Here is a 22852-nt window from a genome sequence, read left to right on the forward strand (position 1 = left end):
CGCGCCGGGATCGGCTCATGACCGCGGGGGAGCGGTGGACTCGCGGACGACGAGTCTCGTCGCGAGCTCGGTGCGCAGCGTGTGCCCGCTCGCGGTGCGCGCGCGGTGCGCGAGCTCGACGGCCGAGGCGCCCATCTCGACGAGCGGCTGGCGGACGGTGGTGAGCGGCGGGTCGGTCCACGCCGCGACGGGGAGGTCGTCGAACCCGACGAGCGAGACGTCGTCCGGCACCGACAGGCCTGCCTCCCGCAGAGCCCGTAGCGCACCGAGGGCCGTGTCGTCGCTGCACGCGAAGACAGCGGTCGGCGGCTCGTCGAGGGCGAGCAGCCGCTGAACCCCTTCGAAGCCGGCGGGCACGCCGTACGTGCTCAGGCAGACCAGGTCGTCGTCGACGGGGACGCCTGCCCGGATCATCGCGGCGCGGTAGCCGGCGAGTCGGGCGATCGCGTTGTCCTGCTCGGGGACGCCGGTGATCGTCGCGATGCGCCGGTGGCCGAGCGCGAGCAGGTGCGTCGTCGCGTCGAACGCGCCCTGGAAGTTCGCGGCCCCCACGCTGAGCACGTCCTCGGGCGGGCGGTGGCGCGGGTCGACGACGACGAGCGGCACGCCCGCCTCCGTCAGGATGGCGCGCGCCTCGGCGTCGGGCACGGCGACGACGCTCACGAGCCCGTCCGTGCCCCGGGCCAGCGCGTGCCGGACCCAGGCACCGCAGTCGTCGGGGTCCAGCTCCACGGACAGCACGACGTCCAGGCCCAGGCGCCGCGCCTCCGCGACCGCGCCGCGCACCACCGCCTCCGACCACGGACCCTCGAGGTCGACGATGCGGACGTCGACGAGGCCCGTCCGCTTGGCGCTGGGAGGCCGGATCTCGTAGCCGTGGCGCCGTAGAACCTCGGCGACGCGCTCACGCGTCGCCGCCGAGACGTCCGTGCGCGCGTTGAGCACCTTCGACACGGTCGGGACGGACACCCCGGCCTCGGCTGCGACGGCGGCGAGCGGGACGTTCCGCCGACCGGGCCGCGCGGCGCTCATCCGGCTCCTTCGTCCCCGTCGCGCCACGGAGCGACCTCCGTGGCGCGCGCCGCCGTCAGCCAGCCGAGCGGGTCCTCGCTCGCGACGAGGTCCGTCCCGGACACGAGCCACGTCGCCCCGGCGCCGAGCGCCTGCGGGACGATCGAGCGCGTGACGCCGCCGTCCAGGCCGACGGCGTGGCCCGGGCCGACGACGCGCCCCACCGTGGCGAGCGCGTCGACCTGGAACGTCGAGCCGGCCAGGCCGGGGGTGATCGACATGACGAGGACGTCCGTCCCGGGCTCGACCTCCGGCACCTCGACGCCGGGCGAGAGCGCGACGCCGGCGCGCGCACCCCGGGCACGGACGCGGTCGAGGGCGGCGCGCCAGTCGCGCGTCCCGGCGTGGACGACGACGAGCTCGCAGAAGTCGGTCCAGCGGTCGACCTCGCGCAGCGGTTCCTCGACCATGAGGTGCGCCTCGGCGGCCAGCCCGCTGCCGGCCGTCACTTCTGCCGCCTGCGCCGCCGTGAAACCTCCCGGCGCGGCGAAGCGCCCGTCAGTGTGGTCCCAGTGGACCGTGCGGAGCCCGACCCGGGCGAGCCGGTCGGCCTCCGCGGCGACGCGGTCGCGCGGCGTGGACCAGAACGAGGCGGCGACGCGGGTGCGGGGGGCGCTCATCGGCCCGTGCCTCGCGCGACGGGCGGGAGGTCGAGCAGGGCTTCGGCGCACCGTTGCTCGGTGACGAGGGCGGAGACGAGGCCGGACCGCGTGACGGCGTGGACGGCAGCCGCCTTCTCGTGCTCGGCGGCGACGGCGATCACCTGGGGTACCCGGGCGAGCTGCCGCGCGGAGATCGACAGGCACCGCTCGGCGAAGTCGGGGACGAGGTCGCCCTCGGCGGTGAGGAGGATGCCCGCGATCTCGGCGCGGACCCCGCGCGCGGTGAGGTCGTCACGCTCGTCGCGCCCGAGGACCTCGCGGAGCTGGGAGATGGGTGGGTCCCACGAGCCGATCGCGACGACCGCGACGTCGACCCGGTCGAACAGAGAGAGCGCACGGGCGATGTCGGGTTGGCGACGCAGCGTCGCGGCGGTCGCGGCGTCCTCGACGACCAGGGGGGCGAAGATCGCGTGCGCGTCACCGCCGGCGCGCAGGGAGACGCGGCGGATCACCTCGACGGGGGAGTCGGAGAGGTCGGAGCCGACCGCGCCGGTGAGCTGGACGACGGTGACGGGCGGGAGCGCGGTGAGGCGCTCCGTCATGGCGGTGAGAGTCCGCCCCCAGGCGAAGCCGAGGGTGTTGCCCGGGCGCAGGGACCGGGTGAGCAGCTCGGCGGCAGCGGCGCCGACGTCCTCGCGCAGCTCGGCCACGGTGTCGCGGCCCTGGACCACGAGGCACTCGTCCAGGCCGAGGTGGGAGCGCAGGCGCGCGGAGAGGGCCGGGTCGACGACGCCGGCGTCGTCGATGGTGATGGTCACGATCCCGGCCTCGAGCGCCTGCTCGAGCATCCGGGCGACCTTGAACCGTGAGACGCCGAGCTCCTCGCCGATCTCGACCTTGGAGGCCGAGTCCACGTAGTAGCGGCGGGCCACGTGTGCGAGCTCGTGGCGCGAGAAGTCCGTCATGTCACCCATTCTTGCTCATCTGAGCGCTCGTCTGCACATATGTTACCGATCTGTGATCGAGGCGCGTTGCTTGTGGCCTCGTGGTGTTCATACTATCGACATACGAGCAATCGAGTGCTCATATGAGCACCCGCAAGGAGGCGAGAAGTACATGTCGCGACGACGCGTCCCCGACGAGGTCGGGATCGCGGGGATCTTGGTCCTCGTGGTGGTGGTGATGAGTCTGCTGTCCCCGAACTTCCGCACCGCCGGGAACTTCGAGGTCCTGCTGCTGAACGGTGCCGTGGTGGCGCTGCTCGCCCTGGGCCAGACCTTCGTGCTGCTCACCGGCGGCATCGACCTCTCGACGGGGTCCAACCTCGCCCTCACGGGCATGTCCGCGGCGCTCGGCATGCAGGCCGGCCTGCCCTGGTGGGCCGCCACGGTCCTCGCGCTCGTCGTCGGCGTGGCGGTGGGCCTCGTCAACGGGATCTTCGTGCACTACCTGCGCCTGCCCCCGTTCATCGCGACGTTCTCGATGTTCGGCATCGCCGGCAGCATCCCGATGATCCTCACGGGCGCCGCGTCGGTCACGGTGCGCGACCCGATGTTCGCCTTCCTCGGCCGCGGCGGGGTCTTCGGCATCCCGACGCCGATCCTCATCGTCGCGCTCGTCGCCGTCGTCTTCAGCGTCCTGCTGGCGCGCACGAGCACGGGCGTCCACATCTACGCACTCGGCGGCAACAAGGAGACCGCGCGCCTCGCGGGCATCCACACCGGGCGCACGACCCTCTTCGTCTACGCGGTCTCCGGCCTGTGCGCCGCCCTCGCCGGTGTCGTGACGACCTCGCGCCTCATGGTCGGGTACCCGTCCGCCGGGTCGGGCAACGAGCTCTTCTACTCGATCGCCGCCGCCGTCGTCGGCGGGGTGAGCCTGTTCGGCGGGGTCGGCTCGATCGGTGGCGCGCTGCTCGGCGCGGTGCTCATCGCGACCGTCTCGAACGGCATGAACGTCGTCGGCGTGGACAGCTTCTGGCAGCCCCTCGTCATCGGCGTGATCATCCTCGCCGGCGTCAGCCTCGACACCTACCGCCGCTCGCTCTCGACCACCGGAGGACGAGGACGCCTCTTCCTCCAGCTCCTCCAACCACGCCGCGCCTCCGGCGCCACGTCCTGACCCCCACCGCTCGAAGGAGAGTACTCATGCGACGCAAGATCATCGTCTCGGCCCTCGCCGTGACCGCACTCGCCCTCGCGGGCGCCTGCTCGGCCGTCGACACCGGCACCGGCACCGGTGACACGAGCGGGAGCGGCTCGACCGACCAGGCCGAGACCACGCTGCCCGCCTCGTGCGACGGGGAGAACCCGTACGTCGCGGTCAGCCTCCCGAACCTCACCAACCCGTACTACGTGGCGATGAAGCAGGGCTTCGAGGACGGCGGCGCCGCCAACGGGTTCGACGTCGAGGTCCAGGTCGCGAACGACGACGACGCCCAGCAGCTCGCCCAGGTCGAGGCCATGCTGCAGAAGGACCCGTGCGCGCTCGCGCTGAACCCCGTGAAGTCGGAGCCCGCCGCCGGGATCGTCAAGGCGGCGAACGACGCGGGCGTGCCCGTCTTCACCGTGAACGTCATCGTCGACGAGGACGCGCTCGCCGCCCAGGGCGCGACGATCGTCCAGTACCTCGGCGCGGACAACGAGGCGGGCGGCCGCGCGATGGGCGAGAAGGTCCTCGAGGACCTCGGCGCCGACGCGACGCTGAGCATCGGCTTCATCACCGAGCCCGACGAGCGCCCGGTCGTGATCCGCGACGAGGGCTTCACCGACGCGGTGTCGGCCGACCCGAACGCGGAGGTCGTCGCCAAGGTCGACGGCAACGTCAAGCCCGACGACTCGCTGCGCGTCACGGGCGAGATGCTCCAGGGCAACCAGGACGTCAACGTCATCTGGGCCTCGACCGGCCCCGCCGTCTACGGCGCGCTCCAGGCGCTGGGCAACCGCACCGACGTCGCGCTCTACGGTTTCTGCGCCTCCGAGGAGCCGCTCACCGAGGTGTACCGCGGCTGCGTCGCCCAGGAGCCGGAGAGCTACGGCACCCAGGTGACCGAGCAGATCCGCGCGTACGTCGACGGCGAGGACGTCGAGCCGGAGATCCTCCTGCCGCTCAAGGCGTTCACCGTCGGCGAGACCCCCGCGCCGGGGGAGGTCGGCTGACATGACCGACGTCGCCACGTCGGTCCCGCGGGGCGCCGCCGAGGGTGGCGCCCTGCGGGCCGGCGGGATCGTCAAGAGCTTCTCGCACGTGCGGGTGCTCAAGGGCATCGACCTGACGCTCGCGGCGGGCACCGTGACCGGGCTCGTCGGGCACAACGGCGCCGGCAAGTCGACGCTGCTCCGCGTCCTCGCGGGGGCGCACCCCGCCGACGAGGGCACGGTGACGGTGGACGGCCGCACGCTGCCCCAGGGCTCGCCGACCGCCGCGCTCGACGCGGGGATCTCGACCGTCTACCAGGAGCTGTCGCTCCTGCCGAACCTCACGGTCACGCAGAACGTGTTCCTCGGTCGTGAGCTGACGCGCGGGGGAGCGCTCGACCGCCGCACCATGCGCGAGCAGTCCCGCGCGCTCGCGGACCGGTTCGGGCTCGCGGTGGACGTCGACCGCAAGCTCGGTGCCTACCCCGTCGCGACCCGCCAGCTCCTCGAGATCGCCGTGGCCGTGGCGCGCGACGCGCGCTACCTGCTGCTCGACGAGCCGACGACGAGCCTCGAGGGCGGGCAGGTCGAGCGGTTCCTCGAGACCGTGCGCGACCTGGCCCGCACCGAGGGCCTGGGGATCCTGCTCGTCGACCACAAGCTCGACGAGCTGTACGCGGTCGCCGACCACGTCGTCGCGCTCGTCGACGGGGAGGTCCGCATCGCCGGCCCGGCCCGCACGGTCGACCGGCAGGCGGTCGTGCACGCGATCGCCGGGGACGAGGCCGTCGCCTCGACGGGTGGCGTCACGGAGGCGGCGCACCGTACCGACGTCGTCCCGCTCGACGCGGGCGCGCGCCCGTCCCTCGTGGTGCGGAACCTGCGCACGCCCGCGCTCGCCGACGTCAGCCTCACGGCCCACCCCGGCCGCGTGCTGGGGGTCTACGGGCTCATCGGCGCCGGCCGCACCGAGCTGCTGCGCACGCTCGTCGGCCTCGACAGGGTCCTGGCCGGGAGCATCGAGCTCGACGGCGCGCCGTACCGGCCCGCGACCCCCGCCGAGGCCCAGCGGCGCGGGCTCGTCTACCTCACCGAGGAGCGCAAGGTCGACGGCATCGTCGGCGGCCTGGACGCGACGACGAACGTCGTCCTCCCGGTCCTCGACCGGTACCGCCGGCTCGGCCTGCTCGACAAGCGGCGGATGCGCCGCGAGGCGGCGGCCCTCATGGACCGCATGCAGGTCCGCGGGGACCGCGAGGGACCCGTCGAGCGCCTGTCCGGCGGCAACCAGCAGAAGGTGCTGCTCGCCCGGGTCCTGGCGCAGGCGCCGCGCGTGCTGCTGCTCGACGAGCCCACCAAGGGCGTCGACATCGGCGTCAAGACCGAGATCCACCGGCTCCTGCGCTCGCTCGCGCACGACGACGGGCTCACGGTCGTCGTCGTGTCCAGCGAGGAGGAGGAGATCCTCGAGCTCGCGGACGACGTCGTCACCCTCACGGAGGGCCGGTGCGACGGCGACGTCGTCGCGGCCGGCGACCTGTCCTCCGTGGACCTGCGGCACGCGGCCTGGAGCGCCGCGTGACCACACCGAGAACCCCTGGACGAGGAGTACCCATGACCATCCCCGACACCACGACGCGACGCCGTGCCGCCGTGCTCGAGACCGCCCGGGCCGTCGTCGCGCACGAGGCGCAGGGGGTCGCCGCGAGCGTGACCGACCTGGGAGACGTGTTCCTGGACGTGGTCCAGCGGGTGTACGAGTGCACGGGCAAGGTCTTCGTCACCGGGGCCGGCACGTCCGGAGCGGTCGCGCGCCGCATGGCGCACCTGCTCTCCGTGTCCGGCACCCCGTCGGTGTTCATCTCGGGTGCGGACGCGCTGCACGGCACGATGGGCGCGATGGCCCCGGGCGACATCCTCGTCGCGATCTCCCGCGGGGGCGGGAGCGACGAGATCAACGACCTGGTGGTGCGCGCCAAGGAGCGCGGCGTCGACACGGTCGTCGCGGTCACGGCCGACGCCTCCTCGCGCCTCGCGCGGAACGCGGACGTCGTGGTCGAGCTGACGATGATCCCCGGGATCGACCCCGGCGAGGTCATCGCGATGGGCTCTACCCTCGTGACGGCAGCCTGGGGCGACGCGCTCGCCGTGGTCCTCATGCGGATGCGCGGGTACTCGTGGGCGAACGTCCTGCACTCGCACCCGTCAGGGGCCGTCGGCAAGATCGACGAGGCGCCCCAGGAGCTGCCGCCCCTCGAGCCCTACTGGAAGTAGCCATGGACCTTGTCGCAGGGGTCGACTCGTCGACCCAGTCCTGCACCGTCGAGCTGCGCCGCCGGGACGACGGCGCGCTCGTCGGGACCGCGTCGGCCCCTCACCCCCGCACCGCGCCCCCGGTCAGCCGGCAGGACCCGCGGGACTGGTGGGCCGCGTTCCGGGCGGCGTTCTCCGGCGCCCTGCGCGACGCCGACGCCGACGCGGCGCAGGTCGTCGCGCTCGCCGTGGGAGCGCAGTGCCACGGGCTCGTGCTGCTCGACCGGAGCGGGGAGCCGCTGGCCCCCGCGCCGCTGTGGAACGACACGACGGCCGGCCCGGACGCGGCGCGGATCGCCCGCGAGCACGGGCTCGAGACGTGGATGCAGGACGTCGGCATGGCGCCGTCGTCCGCGCTGACGATCATGAAGCTCGCGCACGTGGCGCAGACCGAGCCCGCGCTCCTCGAGCGCGTCGCGCACGTCCTCGTGCCGCACGACTACCTCACCTACCGGCTCACCGGAGCCATGGTCACCGACCGGTCCGATGCCGCCGGGACCGGCTACCTCGACGTCCACCGCGGCGTCTGGCGGCCCGAGCTCCTGGAGCGCTTCGTCTCGCCGGCGGTCGGGTGGGCGGACGTCCTCCCGACCGTCCTCGGGCCCGACACCCCGGCCGGGACCGTGAGCCCGCACGTCGCGGCCGAGCTCGGGCTCGGGCCGGGGGTCCTCGTCGGGCCGGGGGGCGGAGACCAGCACCTCGCTGCTGTCGGGCTCGGCCTCGTCGAGGGCGATCTCGGCGTCTCGCTCGGCACCTCCGGCGTCGTCTTCAGCCCCCGCCGCACGTCCGTCGTCGACCCGCTCGGCATCGTCGACTCCGTGTGCGACGCGACCGGCGGGTACCTGCCCCTCGCCTGCACGCTCAACGCCGCCAAGGTCACCGACACCTTCGCGCGACTCCTCGACGTCGACCACGCGACCCTGGAGCGCCTCGCGCTCGCCGCGCCCGTCCGGGAGGGGCGCCCGACGCTCGTCGCCTACCTCGACGGCGAGCGCACGCCTCGGCGGCCGGGTGCGACCGGCGTGCTCGGCGGGATCACGGGCGAGACCACCCGGGAGGACCTCGCGCTGGCGGCGTTCGAGGGCGTCGTGGCCGGGCTCGTCGGGGCCGCCCGGGCACTCGATCGCGTGGGCGTCGACACGAGCGGCGAGGTCGTCGTCAACGGCGGGGGTGCCCGGTCGCTCGCGTACCGGCAGGTCCTCGCCGACGCCCTCCGCCGGCCCGTCGTCCGTCGTGCGGCCCCCGAGGCGACGGCGCGCGGGGCGTGCGTCCAGGCCGTCGCCGTCGTCGAGGGCACCACCGTCGCGGGCGTCGCCGCGTCGTGGACGCCGCCCGTGCTCGACGTCGTGCCGCCCCGCGACCGCCCCGCGGCGATCGACGCCCCCTACTACGACCTGCTCGCCACGGTCGCGGACCGGCCCCGGCCGCCCGGGGCCTGACCGCACCACAGCGGACCGACCGCACCACCAGGGAGAACGCATGCTGTACATCGACTCCGCCGACCGCGACCAGGTCGAGCGGCTCCTCGCGACCGGCCTGTTCGCCGGTGTCACCACGAACCCGACGATCCTGTACCGGTCGGGGCTCACGGTCGACGACGTCCCCGCCGTCCACCGGTGGGCGCGCGCGGCAGGTGCCGGGACGGTGTTCCTCCAGGCCGTCGGCCCGGACGAGGCGGCGCTCGAGGCGCACAGCCGGGAGCTCGTCGCCCTCGGGCCGGACGTCGTCGTCAAGCTGCCCGCGACGCGCGACGGGCTCACCGTCTCCCGCCGGCTGACGCGCGAGGGTGTGCCCGTGCTGGTCACGGCGGTCTACCACGCGTCCCAGGCGCTCCTCGCGGACGCGGCCGGCGCGGGCTGGGTCGCGCCCTACGTCGGACGGATGGGGGACCTCGGGCTCGACGGCGTCGAGCAGACTGCCGACCTCCACGCGACGCTGCGGCGCGTCCGGGCGAGCGGTGACGGCGGGTGCCGCGTGCTCGCCGCGAGCCTGCGCGACACCACCCAGGTCGCGGCGCTCGCGGCCCGCGGGATCGAGGACTTCACGCTCTCGACGCAGCTGTGCGGCCAGCTCCTGGACGAGACCAACAGTGTCGCGGCCGCAGCACAGTTCGAGGTCGACGCTCACGCCGCTCGCTGAGCCGACGCGACGGACTTCGTCGGGCCGAGCAGGCGGCTGGCCCCGACTCCCCGGGGCCGGGCATCCTGTCTCGCTCGGCAACGGTCGGTACCTCACGTTCGCGGTCATCACCGACCCGGTCCGGTGACGGGGGCATCAGTCTGCGCGGGCCAGGGCGATGGTCGTGGATCCGCGCTGACCCGCCTCGTAGAACATGTGCAGCCGTCCGTCGACCTCGACGAACGACGGCGCGGCGGCCCGTCCGGCGTCCGGTGCCCCCGACCGTGAGTCGTACAGGACCCCGAGGTGGTCCTCGCGGTCGAAGCCGGTGCCGACCCGTGCGACGTGGATGTTCCCCGAGCCGGAGTGGTAGACGACGTGCCCGCCGCCGTTGCGCGACCAGTAGTGCGCTCCCGAGAGCTGACCGCCCTCCCCGGCGCTCGGGGAGATGAGCGGCTCCGGCTTGACCTGCCAGCCGGACGTCAGCGAGCTCGACCAGCCGATGTAGATCTTCCGGGTGCCCCCGTGGTTGCCCATGAACAGCATGATGTACAGGTCGGACCGGGTCGGGTGCGGGAAGACCCGGGCGTAGGAGGTCTCGCTCACGCCGGGCAGCATGAAGGTGCCCACGACCCGGTTGTGATAGGTGAAGCTGCGGCCGTCGGCGGAGCTCGCGACCCGCGTCGTGTGGTTCTCGCCGTGGAAGAACAGGTAGATCCTGCGGTCCGCGGGGTTCCAGAACGCGTCCGGGCTGGAGACGTGACTGACGTCGAAGCTCGCCCAGGTGCGCGGGATGACCGGGTTCGCGTCGTACTCGTGCCAGGGACCCGTGACCGAGTCCGCGTAGGCGAGGCAGATCCCGCCGGGCGCGTCGTGGGGCGCGTAGTACATGTACCAGCGGCCGAGCGGGTTCGTCACGCGTCCGGCGACGTGGCGGACGGAGGGGAAGATCAGCTCGTTCGTCGGGTTGTACCGCAGCCGGCTCTTGTCGAGCGGCTGGCCGAGGTAGCTGAAGGTGGGGAAGCCGGGTACTGCCGCCTGCGCCGGAGCCGCGGCGGTGAGGTCGAGCAGTCCACCGGCCGCCGTCGCCGCGCCCAGGACCACCGCGCCGCGCAGGAGGCTCCGGCGGCTCAGCGGAGCCGGGGTGCCCGGGCGTGCGGGGCGCGCCGGGTGAGCGGGACTCGGGGTCGTGCCAGGGGATCGGTGTGCGTCCATCGTGCTGACTCCACGGTGAGAGAGCGGGTGGGACTCCAGCTACTCTCCCGAGGGTCCGTGACCAGGGGCAACACGATAATGAGAACTGCCGAACGTCGTCGCGACGGGGCCGCGGCGCCGTCGCGGACCGGTGAGCCGCGACGGTCGGCGCGTCGCTCGCCGGCGCCGGCGTGACCGTGCGCGCGACGGGCAGCTCGACTCGGCGTTCCTGCTCGCGGCCGACAGCCTCGTGTCGCCCGCCGTGCCGGGCGGGTCCCGCGCGGGGCACGAGCCCTCTTGACAGGACAGATCGACGGGGAGCACACTCCTCGTGTTCAAACGATTAAGCAGATCGACGCAGACGTCACCACGACACGAGGAAGTGGGTGGACAGCATGGCCCGAGCGCGCCTCTCCGACGTCGCCGCCGCAGCCGGCGTCTCGACCGCGACCGTGTCGCTCGTCCTCAACGACCGCGTCGAGCGGATCTCGCCGGAGACGCAGGAGCGCGTGCGTCGCGCGGCCTCGGACGTCGGCTACACGCCCAACACCGTCGCGCGCGGGCTGCGGACGCAGCGCACGCGGACCATCGGCCTCATCTCCGACACCATCGCGACCACGCCGTTCGCCGGCCGGATGCTCGCCGGTGCCCAGGACGTGGCACGCGAGCACGGGTACCTGCTCTTCCTCGTGAACACCGAGGGCGACCGGGCGGTCGAGGAGCAGGCCATCCGCGCGCTCGTCGGCCAGCAGGTCGACGCGATGATCTACGCCGCGATGTGGCACCGCGTCGTCGACGTCCCGGCCGGGCTGCCCGCCGGGACGGTGTTCCTCGACTGCCGGCCCGCGGACGGCGGCTTCCCGGCCGTCGTGCCCGACGACCGCGAGGGGGGCGTCGCCGCCGTGCGCGAGCTCGTCGCCGCGGGCCACCGCCGCATCGCGTACGTCGACGTCGACGAGGACGACCCGCCCGTCGCGTCGCGCCTGCGCCACGAGGGCTACCTGCAGGTGCTCGCCGAGGCGGGGATCACGCCCGACCCCGCCCTGCACGTGCGTGCCGAGACCTCCGCCGCGGGCGGGCGGGCCGCCGTCGGGCACCTGCTCGACCTGCCCGCGGACCACCGACCCACGGGGATCTTCTGCTTCAACGACCGCATGGCGGTCGGTGCGTACGTCGCGGCCCACCGCCGCGGCCTCGACGTCCCGCGGGACGTCTCGATCGTCGGCTACGACGACCAGCAGCTCGTCGCGGGCGAGCAGGACCCGCCCCTGACGACCGTCGCCCTGCCCCACGCCGAGATGGGGCGCTGGGCGACGGAGGTCGCGCTCGGGGTCAGGGAACCCCCGCGCGGGAGCACGTATCTCATGCCGTGCCCGATCGTCCGTCGGGACTCGGTGGGTCCGCCGCCGGCAGCAGCGCCAACTCCAGCCGGCGACGGACCAGGAACAACCCCGCGACCCGCCTCGTAGAGGCAGGTCACCGAGCAGGTGCCGGACGTGGAGGTCCGGTACCGAGAGAGGAACACCGCAATGAACCGCAGATCCCTCGTGGCGATCGTATCGGTCTCCACCGTGTCGGCCCTCGCCCTCACCGCGTGCGGCCAGGCCGGCCAGGGCGGCGGCAGCGGCTCCGGCGACGGCCCCGTGCAGCTGACCATGTGGACGCACTCCGCCGGGAACCCGGCCGAGCTCGAGGTCTACCAGCAGATCATCGAGGACTTCAACGCGTCCCAGGACGAGTACGAGGTCGTCGAGGAGTCGTTCCCCCAGGGCGCGTACAACGACGCGATCGTCGCCGCCGCGGCGGCGGACGACCTGCCCTGCCTGCTCGACATGGACGGACCCATCGTGCCCAACTGGGCGTGGGCCGGGTACATCCAGCCGCTCGGGCTGCCCGCCGAGCTCACCGACTCGCTGCTGCCGACCGCCGTCGGGACGTACCAGGGCGACATCTACTCGGCCGGGTACTGGGACGCCGCGCTGTCGATCTTCGCGCGCGAGTCCGTGCTCACGGCGAACGGGATCCGGATCCCGACGATCGACCAGCCGTGGACGATCGACGAGTTCGACGCCGCGCTCGCGACGCTGAAGGCCGCGGGCTACGACACCCCGCTCGACATCGGCGCCGAGGACACGGGCGAGTGGTGGTCGTACGCGTACTCACCCATGCTGCAGAGCGCGGGCGGCGACCTGATCGACCGCGACACGATGCTCAGCGCGGACGGGCAGCTCAACGGCCCGGAGGCCGTGGAGTTCTTCACCTGGTTCCAGGACGCGTTCGCGCAGGGGTACGCGAGCAACGGCGGCACGATCGGCAACGAGGAGTTCAACGCCGACGAGGTCGCGCTCAGCTACACGGGCGTGTGGAACGCGACGGACTCGCTCGAGGCCGTCGGCGACGACCTGCTGATCCTGCCCCCGCCGGACTTCGGGCAGGGGCCGAAGATCGGCGGCGGGTCGTGGCAGTGGGGCATCTCGTCCACGTGCGCGGACGCCGACGGCGCTCGCGCGTACCTGGAGTTCAGCTTCGCCGACGAGTACCTCACGGCGTTCTCCGACAACCAGGTCGTCATCCCGTCGACCGAGAGCGCGACCGAGGCCTCCGAGCACTTCAACGCCGACGGCGACCTGCGCCCGTTCGTCGAGCTGTCGCAGGAGCTCGCGGTCCTGCGCCCGCAGACGCCCGCCTACCCGGTGATCTCCTCGACCTTCGAGAAGGCCGCGAAGGACATCATGAACGGCGCCGACGTGCAGTCGACGCTCGACGGCGCGGTCACGGAGATCGACGCGAACATCCAGTCCAACGACGGGTACGGCTTCTGAGCCGTCCCTCCTGACCGGCGCGGGCGGGCACAGGCCCGCCCGCGCCCGGACGGAGTCGACATGACGACCTCCACCACTCCCGCGCCCGTGGCTCCCGCGCGGCCCGACGACGTCGCCCACCCCGCCCCGCGACCTCGCGGCCGCGGGGCGGCCCGCCGCCGCGAGGGCCGCTCGGGGCTCGCGATGGTCGCGCCCGCGCTGATCCTGCTCGTGCTGTTCCTCGTGATCCCGGTGCTCCTCGCGTTCGGGCTCTCGTTCACGAACGCGCGCCTCATCTCGCCGAACCCGCCGCGGTTCGTCGGGCTCGACAACTTCGTGCGGGCGTTCACCGCCGACCCGGTGTTCCTGCGCTCGACGATCAACACGTTCGTGTTCGCGCTCGTCGTCGTGCCCGTGCAGGCGGGGCTCGGCCTGCTCCTCGCCGTCCTCGTGAACCAGAAGATCCGTGGCGTCACCGCGTTCCGCGTCATCTTCTTCATCCCGGTCGTGACGTCGATCGTCGTCGTCTCGATCCTGTGGAAGTTCATGTACCAGGAGGACGGCCTGGTCAACTCGTTCATCGACACGCTGACGTTCGGCGCGTGGCAGGGCACGGCGTGGCTGAACGACCCGAGCACGGCGCTCGGCGCGATCATCGTGCTGTCGATCTGGCAGGCCGTGGGCTTCCACATGCTCATCTGGCTCTCCGGCCTGCAGACCATCCCCGAAGAGCTCTACGAGGCCGCGCGCATGGACGGCGCGAGCCCGTGGCAACAGTTCGCGAACGTCACGTGGCCGGGCCTGCGCTCGACCATGGTCTTCGTCCTCGTGACGATCACGATCGCGGCGCTCGGCCTGTTCGTGCAGATCGACGTCATGACGCAGGGCGGCCCGGTGAACTCCACCTCGACGCTCGTCTACCACGCGGTGCGCAAGGGCTACCGGGAGATGGAGACGGGGTACGGCGCCACGATCTCGCTCATCTTCTTCGTGCTCGTGCTGATCGTCGCGCTGGTCCAGCGCTTCCTGACCCGAGACAAGGACTGACCCATGGCCACCGCATCCCTCGACACGCGTGGCGCGCACGACGTGCAGCGCCGTCGCAAGGTCTGGTCGTACGTCGCCATGGGCGCGCTCGCGATCGTGTTCCTCTTCCCGCTCGTGTTCATGTTCGTCTCGTCGCTCAAGCCGGACGCGCAGATCCTCGCGGACGTGGACTCGCCCCGGGCGTTCCTGCCGGTCGGCGACATCAGCCTCGACAACTACTTCGGGGTGTTCGACCGCGTCCCCGTCGCGCGCTTCCTCGTGAACTCGGTGCTCGTCACGGTCCTCACCGTAGGGCTGGGACTGATCGTCAACTCGATGGCCGGCTTCGCGCTGTCGCGCATGCGCTGGAAGGGCCGCACGGTCGTGCTCAGCCTGGTCATCGCGACCCTCATCGTGCCCTTCGAGACCATCGCCGTGCCGATGGTCTACTGGGTCTCGAAGCTCCCGACGCTCGTCATGGAGGGCGGGATCCTCAAGTACGACTTCGGCTGGCTCAACTCGTACCAGGTGCAGATCGTGCCGTTCATCGCGAACGCGTTCTCGATCTTCCTGTTCACGCAGTACTTCTCGACGATCCCGAAGTCCCTCGACGAGGCCGCCCGGATCGACGGCGCGGGCTGGTTCACCATCTACCGGCGCATCGTCGCCCCGCTCGCGGGCCCTGCGTTCGCGACGGTCGCGATCCTCACGTTCCTGCCCGCGTGGAACCAGTACCTGTGGCCGCTCATGGTCGTGCAGCAGGAGGACCTGCGCCCGGTGATGGTCGGCATGCAGTACTTCTTCCAGCTCAACACCGCGTGGGGCGAGGTCATGGCGTACACGTCGCTCATCACCCTGCCCGTGCTGATCGTCTTCCTGTCCTTCCAGCGCGCGTTCGTCTCGAGCGTCGCCGCGAGCGGGGTCAAGGGCTGACCCGTGCCCGACGTCGTCCGCCCGACCGGGCGGACGGCCCACCCTCGCGGTGTGCGCGCACCACCTCCGACTCCTTCGCGGAGCCTCCCGAAAGGCCGTGTCTGACACATGCTCACGCTTCCCGACTCCTGGGTGTGGGACTTCTGGTTCGCCGACGACGGCGATCGCCACCACCTCTTCTTCCTCTACGCCTCGCGCGCGCTGCACGAGCCGGACGCCCGGCACTACCGCGCGTCGATCGGGCACGCGGTGTCGGACGACCTCGTGCACTGGACCCGGGTCGAGGACGCGCTCGTGCGGTCCGACGCGGGGGGCTGGGACGACCTCGCGACGTGGACGGGTTCCGTCGTGCGCCACCCCGACGGCACGTGGTTCCTCTTCTACACGGGCTCGAGCCTGACTCCCGCGGGCAACGTCCAGCGCGTGGGGTACGCGACGTCGTCGGACCTGACGACCTGGACCAAGGCGGGCGAGAACCCCGTGCTCGCCGCGGACGCGCGCTGGTACGAGACGCTCGCCGACGGTCAGTGGCACGACGAGGCGTTCCGCGACCCGTGGGTGTTCGCCGACCCGCGCGGCGACGGGTGGCACATGCTCCTCACCGCGCGCGGACGCACCGGACCTGCGGACGACCGGGGCGTCGTCGGGCACGCGTGGTCGCCCGACCTGCGCACGTGGGAGCTGCGCGCGCCGCTCACGGCGCCCGGGCAGGGGTTCGGCCAGCTCGAGGTGACGCAGGTCGAGGTGGTCGACGGCGTCCCGGTCCTGCTGTTCTCGTGCCTCGCCTCGGACATGTCCGCGTCACGGCGCGAGGGCACGACGGGCGGCGTGTGGGCCGCGCCGGCGGCGTCGCTGCTCGGCCCGTACGACGTCGCCGCGGCACAGCAGCTCACCGACGCCTCGATGTACAGCGGCCGGCTCGTGCGCGACCGCACGGGTCGGTGGGTGCTGCTCGCGTTCCACCACGACGCGCCGGACGGGTCGTTCGTCGGGAGCATCAGCGACCCGATGCCGGTCCGCTGGGAGGACGGCCTCCTCGCCGTCGAGCGCGCCTCGCGACCGACCCCCGCGAAGTAGAGCCCTGGTCCGCCGAGGTAGAGGCCTGGTCATTACCACGCCTCTACCTCGGCGGACCACGGCTCTACCTCGCATACCTAAAGCACCGATCGAGACGACGGAGTCACGATGACGTACCGCACCACCCCGCGCCTGCTCGCCCCCGTCCTGCTCGCCGCCACGCTCGTCGTGCCGCTGGCGGCGGCCCCGCCCACGGCGAGCGCCGACGGCACCCTCTCGTCCGCGCTCACCGCCGAGACGTACCGGCCCGTCTACCACCACTCGGTGCCGGACCACTGGAAGAACGACCCGCAGCGGCCGATCTGGGTAGACGGCGAGCTGCGGTACCACTACCTCTACAACCCGGACTACGACGAGAAGGTCGGCACGTCGTGGCGACTGACCACGAGCACCGACGGCGTCGTGTTCCGCGACCAGGGAGTCGCCGCGCCGAAGGGCACGAACGCGAACTACGACCTCTGGTCGGGGTCGACGGTCGTGGACCACGAGAACACCGCGGGGTTCGGCGCGGGTGCGGTGATCATGCTCGTCACGCAGATGGACCACCCGACGCCCGAGGAGATCGTCGACGCGTCCGGCCCGCAGGCGCAGTTCCTCTGGTACTCGACCGACGGCGGCCGGACGTTCCGACCCGACGGCGACCAGCCGGTCATGGCGAACGAGGGGCGCGAGCACTTCCGCGACCCCAAGGTCGTCTGGGACGACGAGCGGGGGCGGTGGGTCGCGCTCGTCGCCGAGGCGGACCGCGTGAGCTTCTGGACCTCGCCGGACCTCAAGGACTGGGACCGCGTCTCGGAGTACGTGCGCGACGACCTGGGCATGATCGAGTGCCCCGACCTGTTCCCCGTCCGTGCCGACGACGGGTCGCTGCACTGGGTGCTGGGCATCAGCGCCAACGGCTACCTCACGGGCGACCCCGCGACGTACGCGTACTGGACCGGCGACTTCGACGGTGAGACGTTCACCCCGGACGTCCATGACCCGCAGTGGCTCGACCACGGGTTCGACTGGTACGGCGCGGTGACGTGGGAGGATCCCGACGCGCCGCTCGACCGCCGGTACGCGATCGGCTGGATGAACTCGTGGGCCTACCCGTACACGACTCGGACGTGGGAGACCGACGGCTTCAACGGCACGGACTCGATCGTGCGCGAGCTGCGGCTCGCCGCGTCCGGCGACCCCTCGGGATTCTCTCTCGTCTCCCGGCCGGTGAGCGCGCTCGACGACCACGCGACGTCGACGGCGATGGTCGGCGACGTCGTCGTCGCGCCCGGCGACCCCGTCGCGCTCGACCAGGAAGGGGTCGCGTACCGGATCGAGACGACCGTGGCGCGCGCGGACGCCGCGAACCTCCTGAGCAACGCCGGGCTGCAGGTCCGCCGCTCCGCGGACGGGACGCGGCACGCCGACGTCGGTACGGTCCTCGCCGGGGACGCCCCGTACTCGTACCTCAACCGTGGCGGCACGGGTCACCCCGACGGGTCGGGGGAGAAGCTCGAGTCACGCGCGGCGCTCGCGGCCGGGCCCGGGGGCGCGACACCCGACGAGGTGCGCCTCACCGTGCTCGTGGACCGCACGACGGTCGAGGTCTTCGTCGACGACGGGCGCGTCGTGCACTCGAGCCAGGTGTTCGCCGAGCCGGAGGACGTGGGGATCGCGCTGTACGCCGTCGGAGGCGAGGCCGTGTTCCGCGACCTGACGATCACGACCTTCGCCGACGTGAACCAGCCCCCGGCCAGGCTGCTCGCCGACTTCGAGGGCGACGCGCTCCCCGCGGGCTGGTCCGCGACGGGCGGGCTCGCCCACCTCGCGCCCGTGGTGTCCGACGCACCCGGTCAGGCGGGGCACCGCGTGCTCGACACGTTCGCCGGTTCCGACGCGGCGACCGGGGTCGTCACGTCAGCCCCGTTCGTCGTGGACCGGCGGTGGCTGCGGTTCCGGGTCGCGGGTGGTGACCATCCGCTGGGCGTCGAGCCCGCGACGTCGGTCAACCTGCTGCTCGACGGGCAGCCCGTGCGCACCGCGACCGGCACCGGCGACGGCGTGCTGCGCCTCGTCGAGTGGGACCTCGCCGACCTGGCGGGCGAGACGGTCGAGCTCCAGGTCCTCGACGACGCCACCGGCGACTGGGGGCACCTCATGGTCGACCACGTGACGCTCAGCGACTGACCGGCGCGCGTCGCGGCCTGCGGGACGGGCCGCGACGCGCGCGAGATCAGTCGTCGAGCGAGACCGTGCCGCGTGCGACGCCGCCCAGCCAGGCGAGGCTGGGCTTGGGCGTGCGCTCGAAGGTCTCCGGGTCCCAGGCGACGAGCCCGAAGGTGGGGGCGAAGGAGCCCCACTCGTAGTTGTCGAGCAGCGACCAGTGCAGGTAGCCGAACAGCGGGAGGCCCGCCTCCATCTCGGCGTGCAGCGCGCGCAGGGCGACGCGCGTGTAGTCGATGCGGCGCGCGTCGTCCGCCGTCGCGATGCCGTTCTCGGAGACGAGGACCGGCAGGCCGGTGATCTCGTGCCCCAGGCGCGCGGCCTCGGCGATGGCGGGCGGGTAGTACTCCCAGCCGGTGAGCGTCGTCTCGGAGTCCTCCGGCGCCGGGAGCGGGCCGTCGACGGTGATGCGCGTGCGCGTGTAGGCCTGGACGGCGACGAAGTCGTCGCCCTTCGCGGCTTCGAGGAAGACCGTCTCGCGCGGGTAGGCGTACTCGCGCAGGACCTCCTCGGCGCCAGGGTCGGCGAAGAACTGCTGCGGCGCGACGGGCCACCCGACGGGCACCCCGACGGTCCGCACGAGCTCGACGGCCCGGCGGTGCGCGGCGATGAGGTGCTCGGTCGCGACCGGGTCGGGCGCGTGCATGGTGCCGGCCTGGAGCTGCTCGGCGCCCTTGGCGGCCGTGATCATCATCGCGAGGATGTTCGGCTCGTTGATGGTGAACACGTGCGACGCGCGGTCGAGCAGCGGCAGCACGTGCTCGACGTACCGCGCGAACCGCTCGACCGACCGCGGGTCGGTCCAGCCGCCGTCCTCCGCGAACCACCGCGGCGACGTGAAGTGATGCAGCGTGACCAGTGGGGTGACCCCGTGCTCGAGGCAGCAGTCGACCATGCGCCGGTAGTGGTCGAGCTCGGCGCGCGAGAACCTGCCCTCGGCCGGCTCGATGCGCGCCCACTCGATCGAGAACCGGTACGCGGTGAGCCCGGACTCGGCGAGCAGCCGGATGTCCTCGGCGTACCGGTGGTAGGAGTCGGCGGCGTCGCCCGACGGCTCCGCGAGCGTCGAGGCCGGGTCGACCTCGCGCGCCCACCAGTCGCTGTTGACGTTGTTGCCCTCGATCTGGTGGGCCGCCGTCGAGGCGCCCCAGAGGAAGGACTCGGGGAAGGTGATCGACACGGGCTCTCCTCGTCGGTCGCCGGTCACTTGATGCCGGTCATGGCGATGCCCTGCACGAAGTAGCGCTGCAGGAACAGGAACAGGATGAGGATCGGCGTCACGACGAGCACGGACCCGGCCATGAGCAGGCCGTAGTAGGTGCCGTTCGAGCCGACCGAGTACAGCGAGAGCGCGACCGGGAGGGTGTACATGTTCTCGGTCTGCGCGACGACCAGGGGCCACAGGAAGTTGTTCCACGACCCGAGGAACGTGAGGATGCTCAGCGTCGCGAGCGGCGGGCCGCACTGGGGCAGCACGATCCGGAAGAAGACGCGGAACTCGCCGGCGCCGTCGATCCGGGCGGCCTCGATGAGCGCGTCCGGGATGCCGAGCATGAACTGTCGCATGAGGAACACGCCGAGCGGTCCGGCCAGGAACGGCAGGATGAGCGCCGGGTAGGTGTTGACGAGCCCCATGTTGGACACGAGCACGAACATCGGCACGAGCGTGACGACGCCCGGGACCATGAGCGTGAGCATGACGAGCGTGAACAGCACCCGCTTGCCGGGGAAGCTCATCTTCGCCAGGGCGTAGCCGACCATCGAGCAGAACACGATGTTGCCGAGCACCACGGCGACCGCGACGACGATCGAGTTGGTGAAGTACTGCCCGTAGTTGAGCTGGGACAGCCACCGTTCGTAGTTGTCGAGCGTGGGGTTCTGCGGCCACCACGTGATGGGGCGCTGGAGGAGCTCGCCCTGCGTCTTGAAGCTGCCGAGGGCCATCCAGATGAACGGCATGAGGGTCAGGAGCAACCCGACGACGAGCGCCGTGTAGGTGGCGCCGCGCGACCAGCGGATCGGGCGCCGCGGTCGACGGCGGGGCGCGCCCTCCGGCGCCGACGTCGCGGAGGTGGTCCGCGAGGACGTGACGGTCATGTCAATCCTCCTTCGACCGCAGCAGGCGGAACTGGACGGCGGCCAGGGCGGCGATCAGCGCGAAGAGCACGTACGCGGCTGCGGAGGCGAACGCGTAGTTGCCGTACCCGAACTGGTTGTAGACGTAGTAGCTGATGGTCAGCGTCGAGTTGACCGGGCCGCCCTTGGTCATGACGAACGGCTCCTCGAACACCTGGAGGAAGCCGACCGAGAGCAGCACCGCGCCGAGCAGCAGCGTGGGGCGCATGAGCGGGACCGTGATCGAACGGAACCGGCGCCACGAGCCGGCGCCGTCGACCTCGGCGGCCTCGTAGACGTCGCGCGGGATCGCCTGGAGACCGGCCAGGAAGATGATCATGAGGGTGCCCATGTTGCGCCAGGCCGCCATGACGATGATCGACGGCATCGCCGTCGCGCTGTCGTTGAGCCAGTCCGGGCCGTCGATGCCGACCCAGCCGAGCACGGTGTTGACGAGGCCGGAGTCCTGGAGGATGAACCGCCAGACGACCGCCACGGCGACGATCGACGTCACGACGGGCGTGTAGAAGCCGACGCGGAAGACGCTGCGGAACTTCTCGATGCCCGAGTTGAGCGCGACGGCGAGCGCGAGCCCGAGCACCATCGTCAGCGGGATGCCGACGAGGACGAAGTAGAAGGTGTTGAGCAGCGCCTTGCGGAACAGCTCGTCCTGGAAGACGCCGGTGAAGTTCTCGAGCCCGACGAAGTTCACCGCGAACGGCGTCTTGATGTCACGGATCGTGAGGTCCGAGAACGACATCCCGAACGACGCGAGCAGCGGTCCGAGCATGAAGACCGCGAAGACCGCGACGAACGGGAGAGCGAACAACCAGGCGACGAGCGCTTGCCGTCGCCGGTGGACGGCGCCGGCCGTACGCCGGCGCCGTCCCTCGGTGGTGGTGGTCATGACTGACGGGCCCTGTTACCAGCCGAGCCCGAGCGTGTCGGCCTTGGCCTGGATGGCCTTGGCCGCGTCCTCGGAGGTCACCTGACCGTTGGCGACCTTCTCGGCCTCGGTCTCGATGGTGGCCGAGAGCTCGTCCCAGCTCGGGACGGTCGGCGGGGCGATCGTGCTGTCGAGCTGCTCCTGGAGCACCTGGGTGCGCGGGTTGGAGGTCAGCGGCTCGTAGTCCCACGCGGTGGTGAGGGCGGGCAGGTCGCTCGTCGCGTCGAACCAGGCCTGCTGCGTCTCGGGCTGGGCGAGCCAGCGCACGAGCTTCCAGGCGCCGTCGGCGTTCTTGGCCTCGGCGAACACGCCGAGGTGGGCGCCGCCGATGTACGAGTCGTTGTTCGCGGAGCCCGCGGGCACCGGGACGGTGGCGACGTTCTGCTCGACCCAGTCCTCGCCCTGCAGGTCGGCGAGCACGTTGACCATCCACGGGCCGGAGATGAAGGCCGGGTCGGAGCCGTCGACGAACGCGCTGTTCTGCGAGTCGCCGTAGCCGGACAGCGGCGACAGGCCCTCGGTGAAGAAGGACGCGTAGTAGTCGAGCGCGTCGACCATCGCCTGGTTGTCGAGGTCGAACGCGTCGCCCGCCTCGTTGAGGACCGAGCCGCCGGCCTGGGAGTAGAACGGCAGGATGACCTGCGTGGAGTCCTCCGCGTCGCCCATCGGGAGCTGGAGGCCGTAGGTCGAGCCGTTGGCCTTCATCGCCTCGGCGAACGCGGTGAGCTCCTCCCACGACGTCGGCGCCTCGACCCCGGCAGCCTTGGCCAGGTCGGAGCGGTAGTACAGGACGCGGGTCTCGACGTACCACGGCACGCCGTAGTCGACGCCGTCCGCGACGGTCGAGGCCGCGGCGCCCTCGACGAAGTCCGCGCTGTCGACGAGGCCGTCCGGGACGGGCGCGAGACCGCCGGTGGCGACCATCGTCGGCATGAAGGACGAGCCGATCATGATCGCGTCGGGCACGGTGCCCGCGGCGACGGCGGTCTGGAACTTCGTCATGACGTCGGCCCACGGGATCGTGGTGACCTCGACGTTCGCGTCGGGGTTCTCCTCCGTGAAGCCCTGGACGAAGTCGGGCAGCTTCTCGCCCTCCTCGCCCATCGCCCAGATCGTGATGTCACCCTCCGCGGGGGAGTCGTCGACCGTCGTGGTGGACCCGGCGGCGGTCTCGCCACCTGTCGAGTCGTCGTCCGCGCGACCGCACGCGGTCAGGGCCAGGAGTCCGACGACGCCGATGGCGACCGCCTTGCGTCCGAGCTTCATGAGCAATCCTCCTCATCGAGCAGTCGGCTCGCCTGGTGAGCCGCTGTG

At 72.1% G+C, this 22852-nt stretch carries 20 protein-coding genes; 12 read left to right on the forward strand and 8 right to left on the reverse strand.

Annotated features, from left to right (window positions below):
* Positions 1 to 15 precede the first annotated feature (15 nt).
* From CCE02nite_RS00165 to CCE02nite_RS00175, 3 genes are read right to left on the reverse strand one after another with little or no spacing between them, the layout of a single operon-like run.
* Positions 16 to 1032: a LacI family DNA-binding transcriptional regulator gene (locus CCE02nite_RS00165; protein ID WP_141387032.1), complete on the reverse strand. Its 1017-nt coding sequence runs from the start codon at positions 1030 to 1032 to the stop codon at positions 16 to 18.
* Positions 1029 to 1691 carry a beta/alpha barrel domain-containing protein gene (locus CCE02nite_RS00170; protein WP_141387034.1) on the reverse strand — a complete coding sequence of 221 codons (663 nt, stop codon included), beginning with the start codon at positions 1689 to 1691 and terminating at the stop codon, positions 1029 to 1031. The genes CCE02nite_RS00165 and CCE02nite_RS00170 overlap by 4 nt, the downstream gene beginning before the upstream one ends.
* Positions 1688 to 2638, reverse strand: a complete 951-nt coding sequence (locus CCE02nite_RS00175; protein WP_170227153.1) for a sugar-binding transcriptional regulator — start codon at positions 2636 to 2638, stop codon at positions 1688 to 1690. The genes CCE02nite_RS00170 and CCE02nite_RS00175 overlap by 4 nt, the downstream gene beginning before the upstream one ends.
* Before the next feature lie 151 nt (positions 2639 to 2789).
* On the opposite strand from CCE02nite_RS00175, the gene CCE02nite_RS00180 reads away from it, so the two are divergent.
* From CCE02nite_RS00180 to CCE02nite_RS00205, 6 genes are read left to right on the forward strand one after another with little or no spacing between them, the layout of a single operon-like run.
* Positions 2790 to 3794 (forward strand): ABC transporter permease, encoded by a 1005-nt coding sequence (locus CCE02nite_RS00180; protein ID WP_141387038.1) that lies wholly within the window; start codon positions 2790 to 2792, stop codon positions 3792 to 3794.
* A gap of 26 nt (positions 3795 to 3820) precedes the next feature.
* Positions 3821 to 4831 (forward strand): substrate-binding domain-containing protein, encoded by a 1011-nt coding sequence (locus CCE02nite_RS00185; protein WP_141387040.1) that lies wholly within the window; start codon positions 3821 to 3823, stop codon positions 4829 to 4831.
* 1 nt (position 4832) lies between these two features.
* Positions 4833 to 6392, forward strand: a complete 1560-nt coding sequence (locus CCE02nite_RS00190) for a sugar ABC transporter ATP-binding protein (protein ID WP_141387042.1) — start codon at positions 4833 to 4835, stop codon at positions 6390 to 6392.
* A gap of 32 nt (positions 6393 to 6424) precedes the next feature.
* The gene (locus CCE02nite_RS00195) at positions 6425 to 7084 is read left to right on the forward strand and encodes a KpsF/GutQ family sugar-phosphate isomerase (RefSeq protein ID WP_087470396.1); all 660 of its coding nucleotides are present in this window, start codon (positions 6425 to 6427) and stop codon (positions 7082 to 7084) included.
* A 2-nt stretch (positions 7085 to 7086) separates the two neighbouring features.
* A complete protein-coding gene (locus CCE02nite_RS00200) occupies positions 7087 to 8562 on the forward strand; it encodes an FGGY family carbohydrate kinase (protein WP_141387044.1) in 1476 nt (491 codons plus the stop codon).
* Positions 8563 to 8602: 40 nt separating this feature from the next.
* A complete protein-coding gene (locus tag CCE02nite_RS00205) occupies positions 8603 to 9262 on the forward strand; it encodes a transaldolase family protein (protein ID WP_141387046.1) in 660 nt (219 codons plus the stop codon).
* A 135-nt stretch (positions 9263 to 9397) separates the two neighbouring features.
* On the opposite strand, the gene CCE02nite_RS00210 is transcribed toward CCE02nite_RS00205, so the two are convergent.
* Entirely contained in the window at positions 9398 to 10456 is a 1059-nt protein-coding gene (locus tag CCE02nite_RS00210) for a hypothetical protein (protein WP_255318541.1), read from the reverse strand.
* Positions 10457 to 10830: 374 nt separating this feature from the next.
* Between CCE02nite_RS00210 and CCE02nite_RS00215 the strand changes: the two genes are divergently transcribed.
* The 6 genes from CCE02nite_RS00215 (at position 10831) to CCE02nite_RS00240 (ending at position 18441) form a co-directional block, all read left to right on the forward strand.
* A complete protein-coding gene (locus CCE02nite_RS00215) occupies positions 10831 to 11904 on the forward strand; it encodes a LacI family DNA-binding transcriptional regulator (RefSeq protein WP_141387048.1) in 1074 nt (357 codons plus the stop codon).
* A gap of 78 nt (positions 11905 to 11982) precedes the next feature.
* Positions 11983 to 13257: a sugar ABC transporter substrate-binding protein gene (locus CCE02nite_RS00220; RefSeq protein ID WP_255318542.1), complete on the forward strand. Its 1275-nt coding sequence runs from the start codon at positions 11983 to 11985 to the stop codon at positions 13255 to 13257.
* Positions 13258 to 13317: 60 nt separating this feature from the next.
* A complete protein-coding gene (locus tag CCE02nite_RS00225) occupies positions 13318 to 14283 on the forward strand; it encodes a carbohydrate ABC transporter permease (protein ID WP_141387052.1) in 966 nt (321 codons plus the stop codon).
* A gap of 3 nt (positions 14284 to 14286) precedes the next feature.
* Positions 14287 to 15195 (forward strand): carbohydrate ABC transporter permease, encoded by a 909-nt coding sequence (locus tag CCE02nite_RS00230; RefSeq protein ID WP_141387054.1) that lies wholly within the window; start codon positions 14287 to 14289, stop codon positions 15193 to 15195.
* Between the two features lie 108 nt (positions 15196 to 15303).
* Positions 15304 to 16272, forward strand: coding sequence for a family 43 glycosylhydrolase (locus tag CCE02nite_RS00235; RefSeq protein ID WP_141387056.1), 969 nt, complete (start codon positions 15304 to 15306; stop codon positions 16270 to 16272).
* Between the two features lie 108 nt (positions 16273 to 16380).
* Positions 16381 to 18441: a glycoside hydrolase family 32 protein gene (locus CCE02nite_RS00240; protein WP_141387058.1), complete on the forward strand. Its 2061-nt coding sequence runs from the start codon at positions 16381 to 16383 to the stop codon at positions 18439 to 18441.
* Positions 18442 to 18487: 46 nt separating this feature from the next.
* On the opposite strand, the gene CCE02nite_RS00245 is transcribed toward CCE02nite_RS00240, so the two are convergent.
* From CCE02nite_RS00245 to CCE02nite_RS00260, 4 genes are read right to left on the reverse strand one after another with little or no spacing between them, the layout of a single operon-like run.
* Positions 18488 to 19657 carry a glycoside hydrolase family 1 protein gene (locus CCE02nite_RS00245; protein ID WP_308463671.1) on the reverse strand — a complete coding sequence of 390 codons (1170 nt, stop codon included), beginning with the start codon at positions 19655 to 19657 and terminating at the stop codon, positions 18488 to 18490.
* 23 nt (positions 19658 to 19680) lie between these two features.
* Entirely contained in the window at positions 19681 to 20574 is an 894-nt protein-coding gene (locus CCE02nite_RS00250; RefSeq protein WP_141387060.1) for a carbohydrate ABC transporter permease, read from the reverse strand.
* Position 20575: 1 nt separating this feature from the next.
* The gene (locus CCE02nite_RS00255) at positions 20576 to 21499 is read right to left on the reverse strand and encodes a carbohydrate ABC transporter permease (RefSeq protein ID WP_047230920.1); all 924 of its coding nucleotides are present in this window, start codon (positions 21497 to 21499) and stop codon (positions 20576 to 20578) included.
* Positions 21500 to 21514: 15 nt separating this feature from the next.
* Positions 21515 to 22804, reverse strand: coding sequence for an extracellular solute-binding protein (locus CCE02nite_RS00260; protein ID WP_141387062.1), 1290 nt, complete (start codon positions 22802 to 22804; stop codon positions 21515 to 21517).
* Positions 22805 to 22852 lie beyond the last annotated feature (48 nt).

The sequence above is a fragment of the Cellulosimicrobium cellulans genome, from assembly GCF_006539945.1.
Lineage (GTDB): Bacteria > Actinomycetota > Actinomycetes > Actinomycetales > Cellulomonadaceae > Cellulosimicrobium > Cellulosimicrobium cellulans.

Bases quoted from the DNA above. Each gene is read 5' to 3' on its own strand.
- CCE02nite_RS00240 (WP_141387058.1), top strand. From the start codon at position 16,381: ATGACGTACCGCACCACCCCGCGCCTGCTCGCCCCCGTCCTGCTCGCC.
- CCE02nite_RS00210 (WP_255318541.1), bottom strand. From the start codon at position 10,456: ATGGACGCACACCGATCCCCTGGCACGACCCCGAGTCCCGCTCACCCG.
- CCE02nite_RS00205 (WP_141387046.1), top strand. From the start codon at position 8,603: ATGCTGTACATCGACTCCGCCGACCGCGACCAGGTCGAGCGGCTCCTC.
- CCE02nite_RS00190 (WP_141387042.1), top strand. From the start codon at position 4,833: ATGACCGACGTCGCCACGTCGGTCCCGCGGGGCGCCGCCGAGGGTGGC.
- CCE02nite_RS00175 (WP_170227153.1), bottom strand. From the start codon at position 2,638: ATGACGGACTTCTCGCGCCACGAGCTCGCACACGTGGCCCGCCGCTAC.
- CCE02nite_RS00185 (WP_141387040.1), top strand. From the start codon at position 3,821: ATGCGACGCAAGATCATCGTCTCGGCCCTCGCCGTGACCGCACTCGCC.
- CCE02nite_RS00260 (WP_141387062.1), bottom strand. From the start codon at position 22,804: ATGAAGCTCGGACGCAAGGCGGTCGCCATCGGCGTCGTCGGACTCCTG.
- CCE02nite_RS00200 (WP_141387044.1), top strand. From the start codon at position 7,087: ATGGACCTTGTCGCAGGGGTCGACTCGTCGACCCAGTCCTGCACCGTC.
- CCE02nite_RS00235 (WP_141387056.1), top strand. From the start codon at position 15,304: ATGCTCACGCTTCCCGACTCCTGGGTGTGGGACTTCTGGTTCGCCGAC.
- CCE02nite_RS00170 (WP_141387034.1), bottom strand. From the start codon at position 1,691: ATGAGCGCCCCCCGCACCCGCGTCGCCGCCTCGTTCTGGTCCACGCCG.
- CCE02nite_RS00180 (WP_141387038.1), top strand. From the start codon at position 2,790: ATGTCGCGACGACGCGTCCCCGACGAGGTCGGGATCGCGGGGATCTTG.
- CCE02nite_RS00215 (WP_141387048.1), top strand. From the start codon at position 10,831: ATGGCCCGAGCGCGCCTCTCCGACGTCGCCGCCGCAGCCGGCGTCTCG.
- CCE02nite_RS00255 (WP_047230920.1), bottom strand. From the start codon at position 21,499: ATGACCACCACCACCGAGGGACGGCGCCGGCGTACGGCCGGCGCCGTC.
- CCE02nite_RS00230 (WP_141387054.1), top strand. From the start codon at position 14,287: ATGGCCACCGCATCCCTCGACACGCGTGGCGCGCACGACGTGCAGCGC.
- CCE02nite_RS00165 (WP_141387032.1), bottom strand. From the start codon at position 1,032: ATGAGCGCCGCGCGGCCCGGTCGGCGGAACGTCCCGCTCGCCGCCGTC.
- CCE02nite_RS00225 (WP_141387052.1), top strand. From the start codon at position 13,318: ATGACGACCTCCACCACTCCCGCGCCCGTGGCTCCCGCGCGGCCCGAC.
- CCE02nite_RS00250 (WP_141387060.1), bottom strand. From the start codon at position 20,574: ATGACCGTCACGTCCTCGCGGACCACCTCCGCGACGTCGGCGCCGGAG.
- CCE02nite_RS00195 (WP_087470396.1), top strand. From the start codon at position 6,425: ATGACCATCCCCGACACCACGACGCGACGCCGTGCCGCCGTGCTCGAG.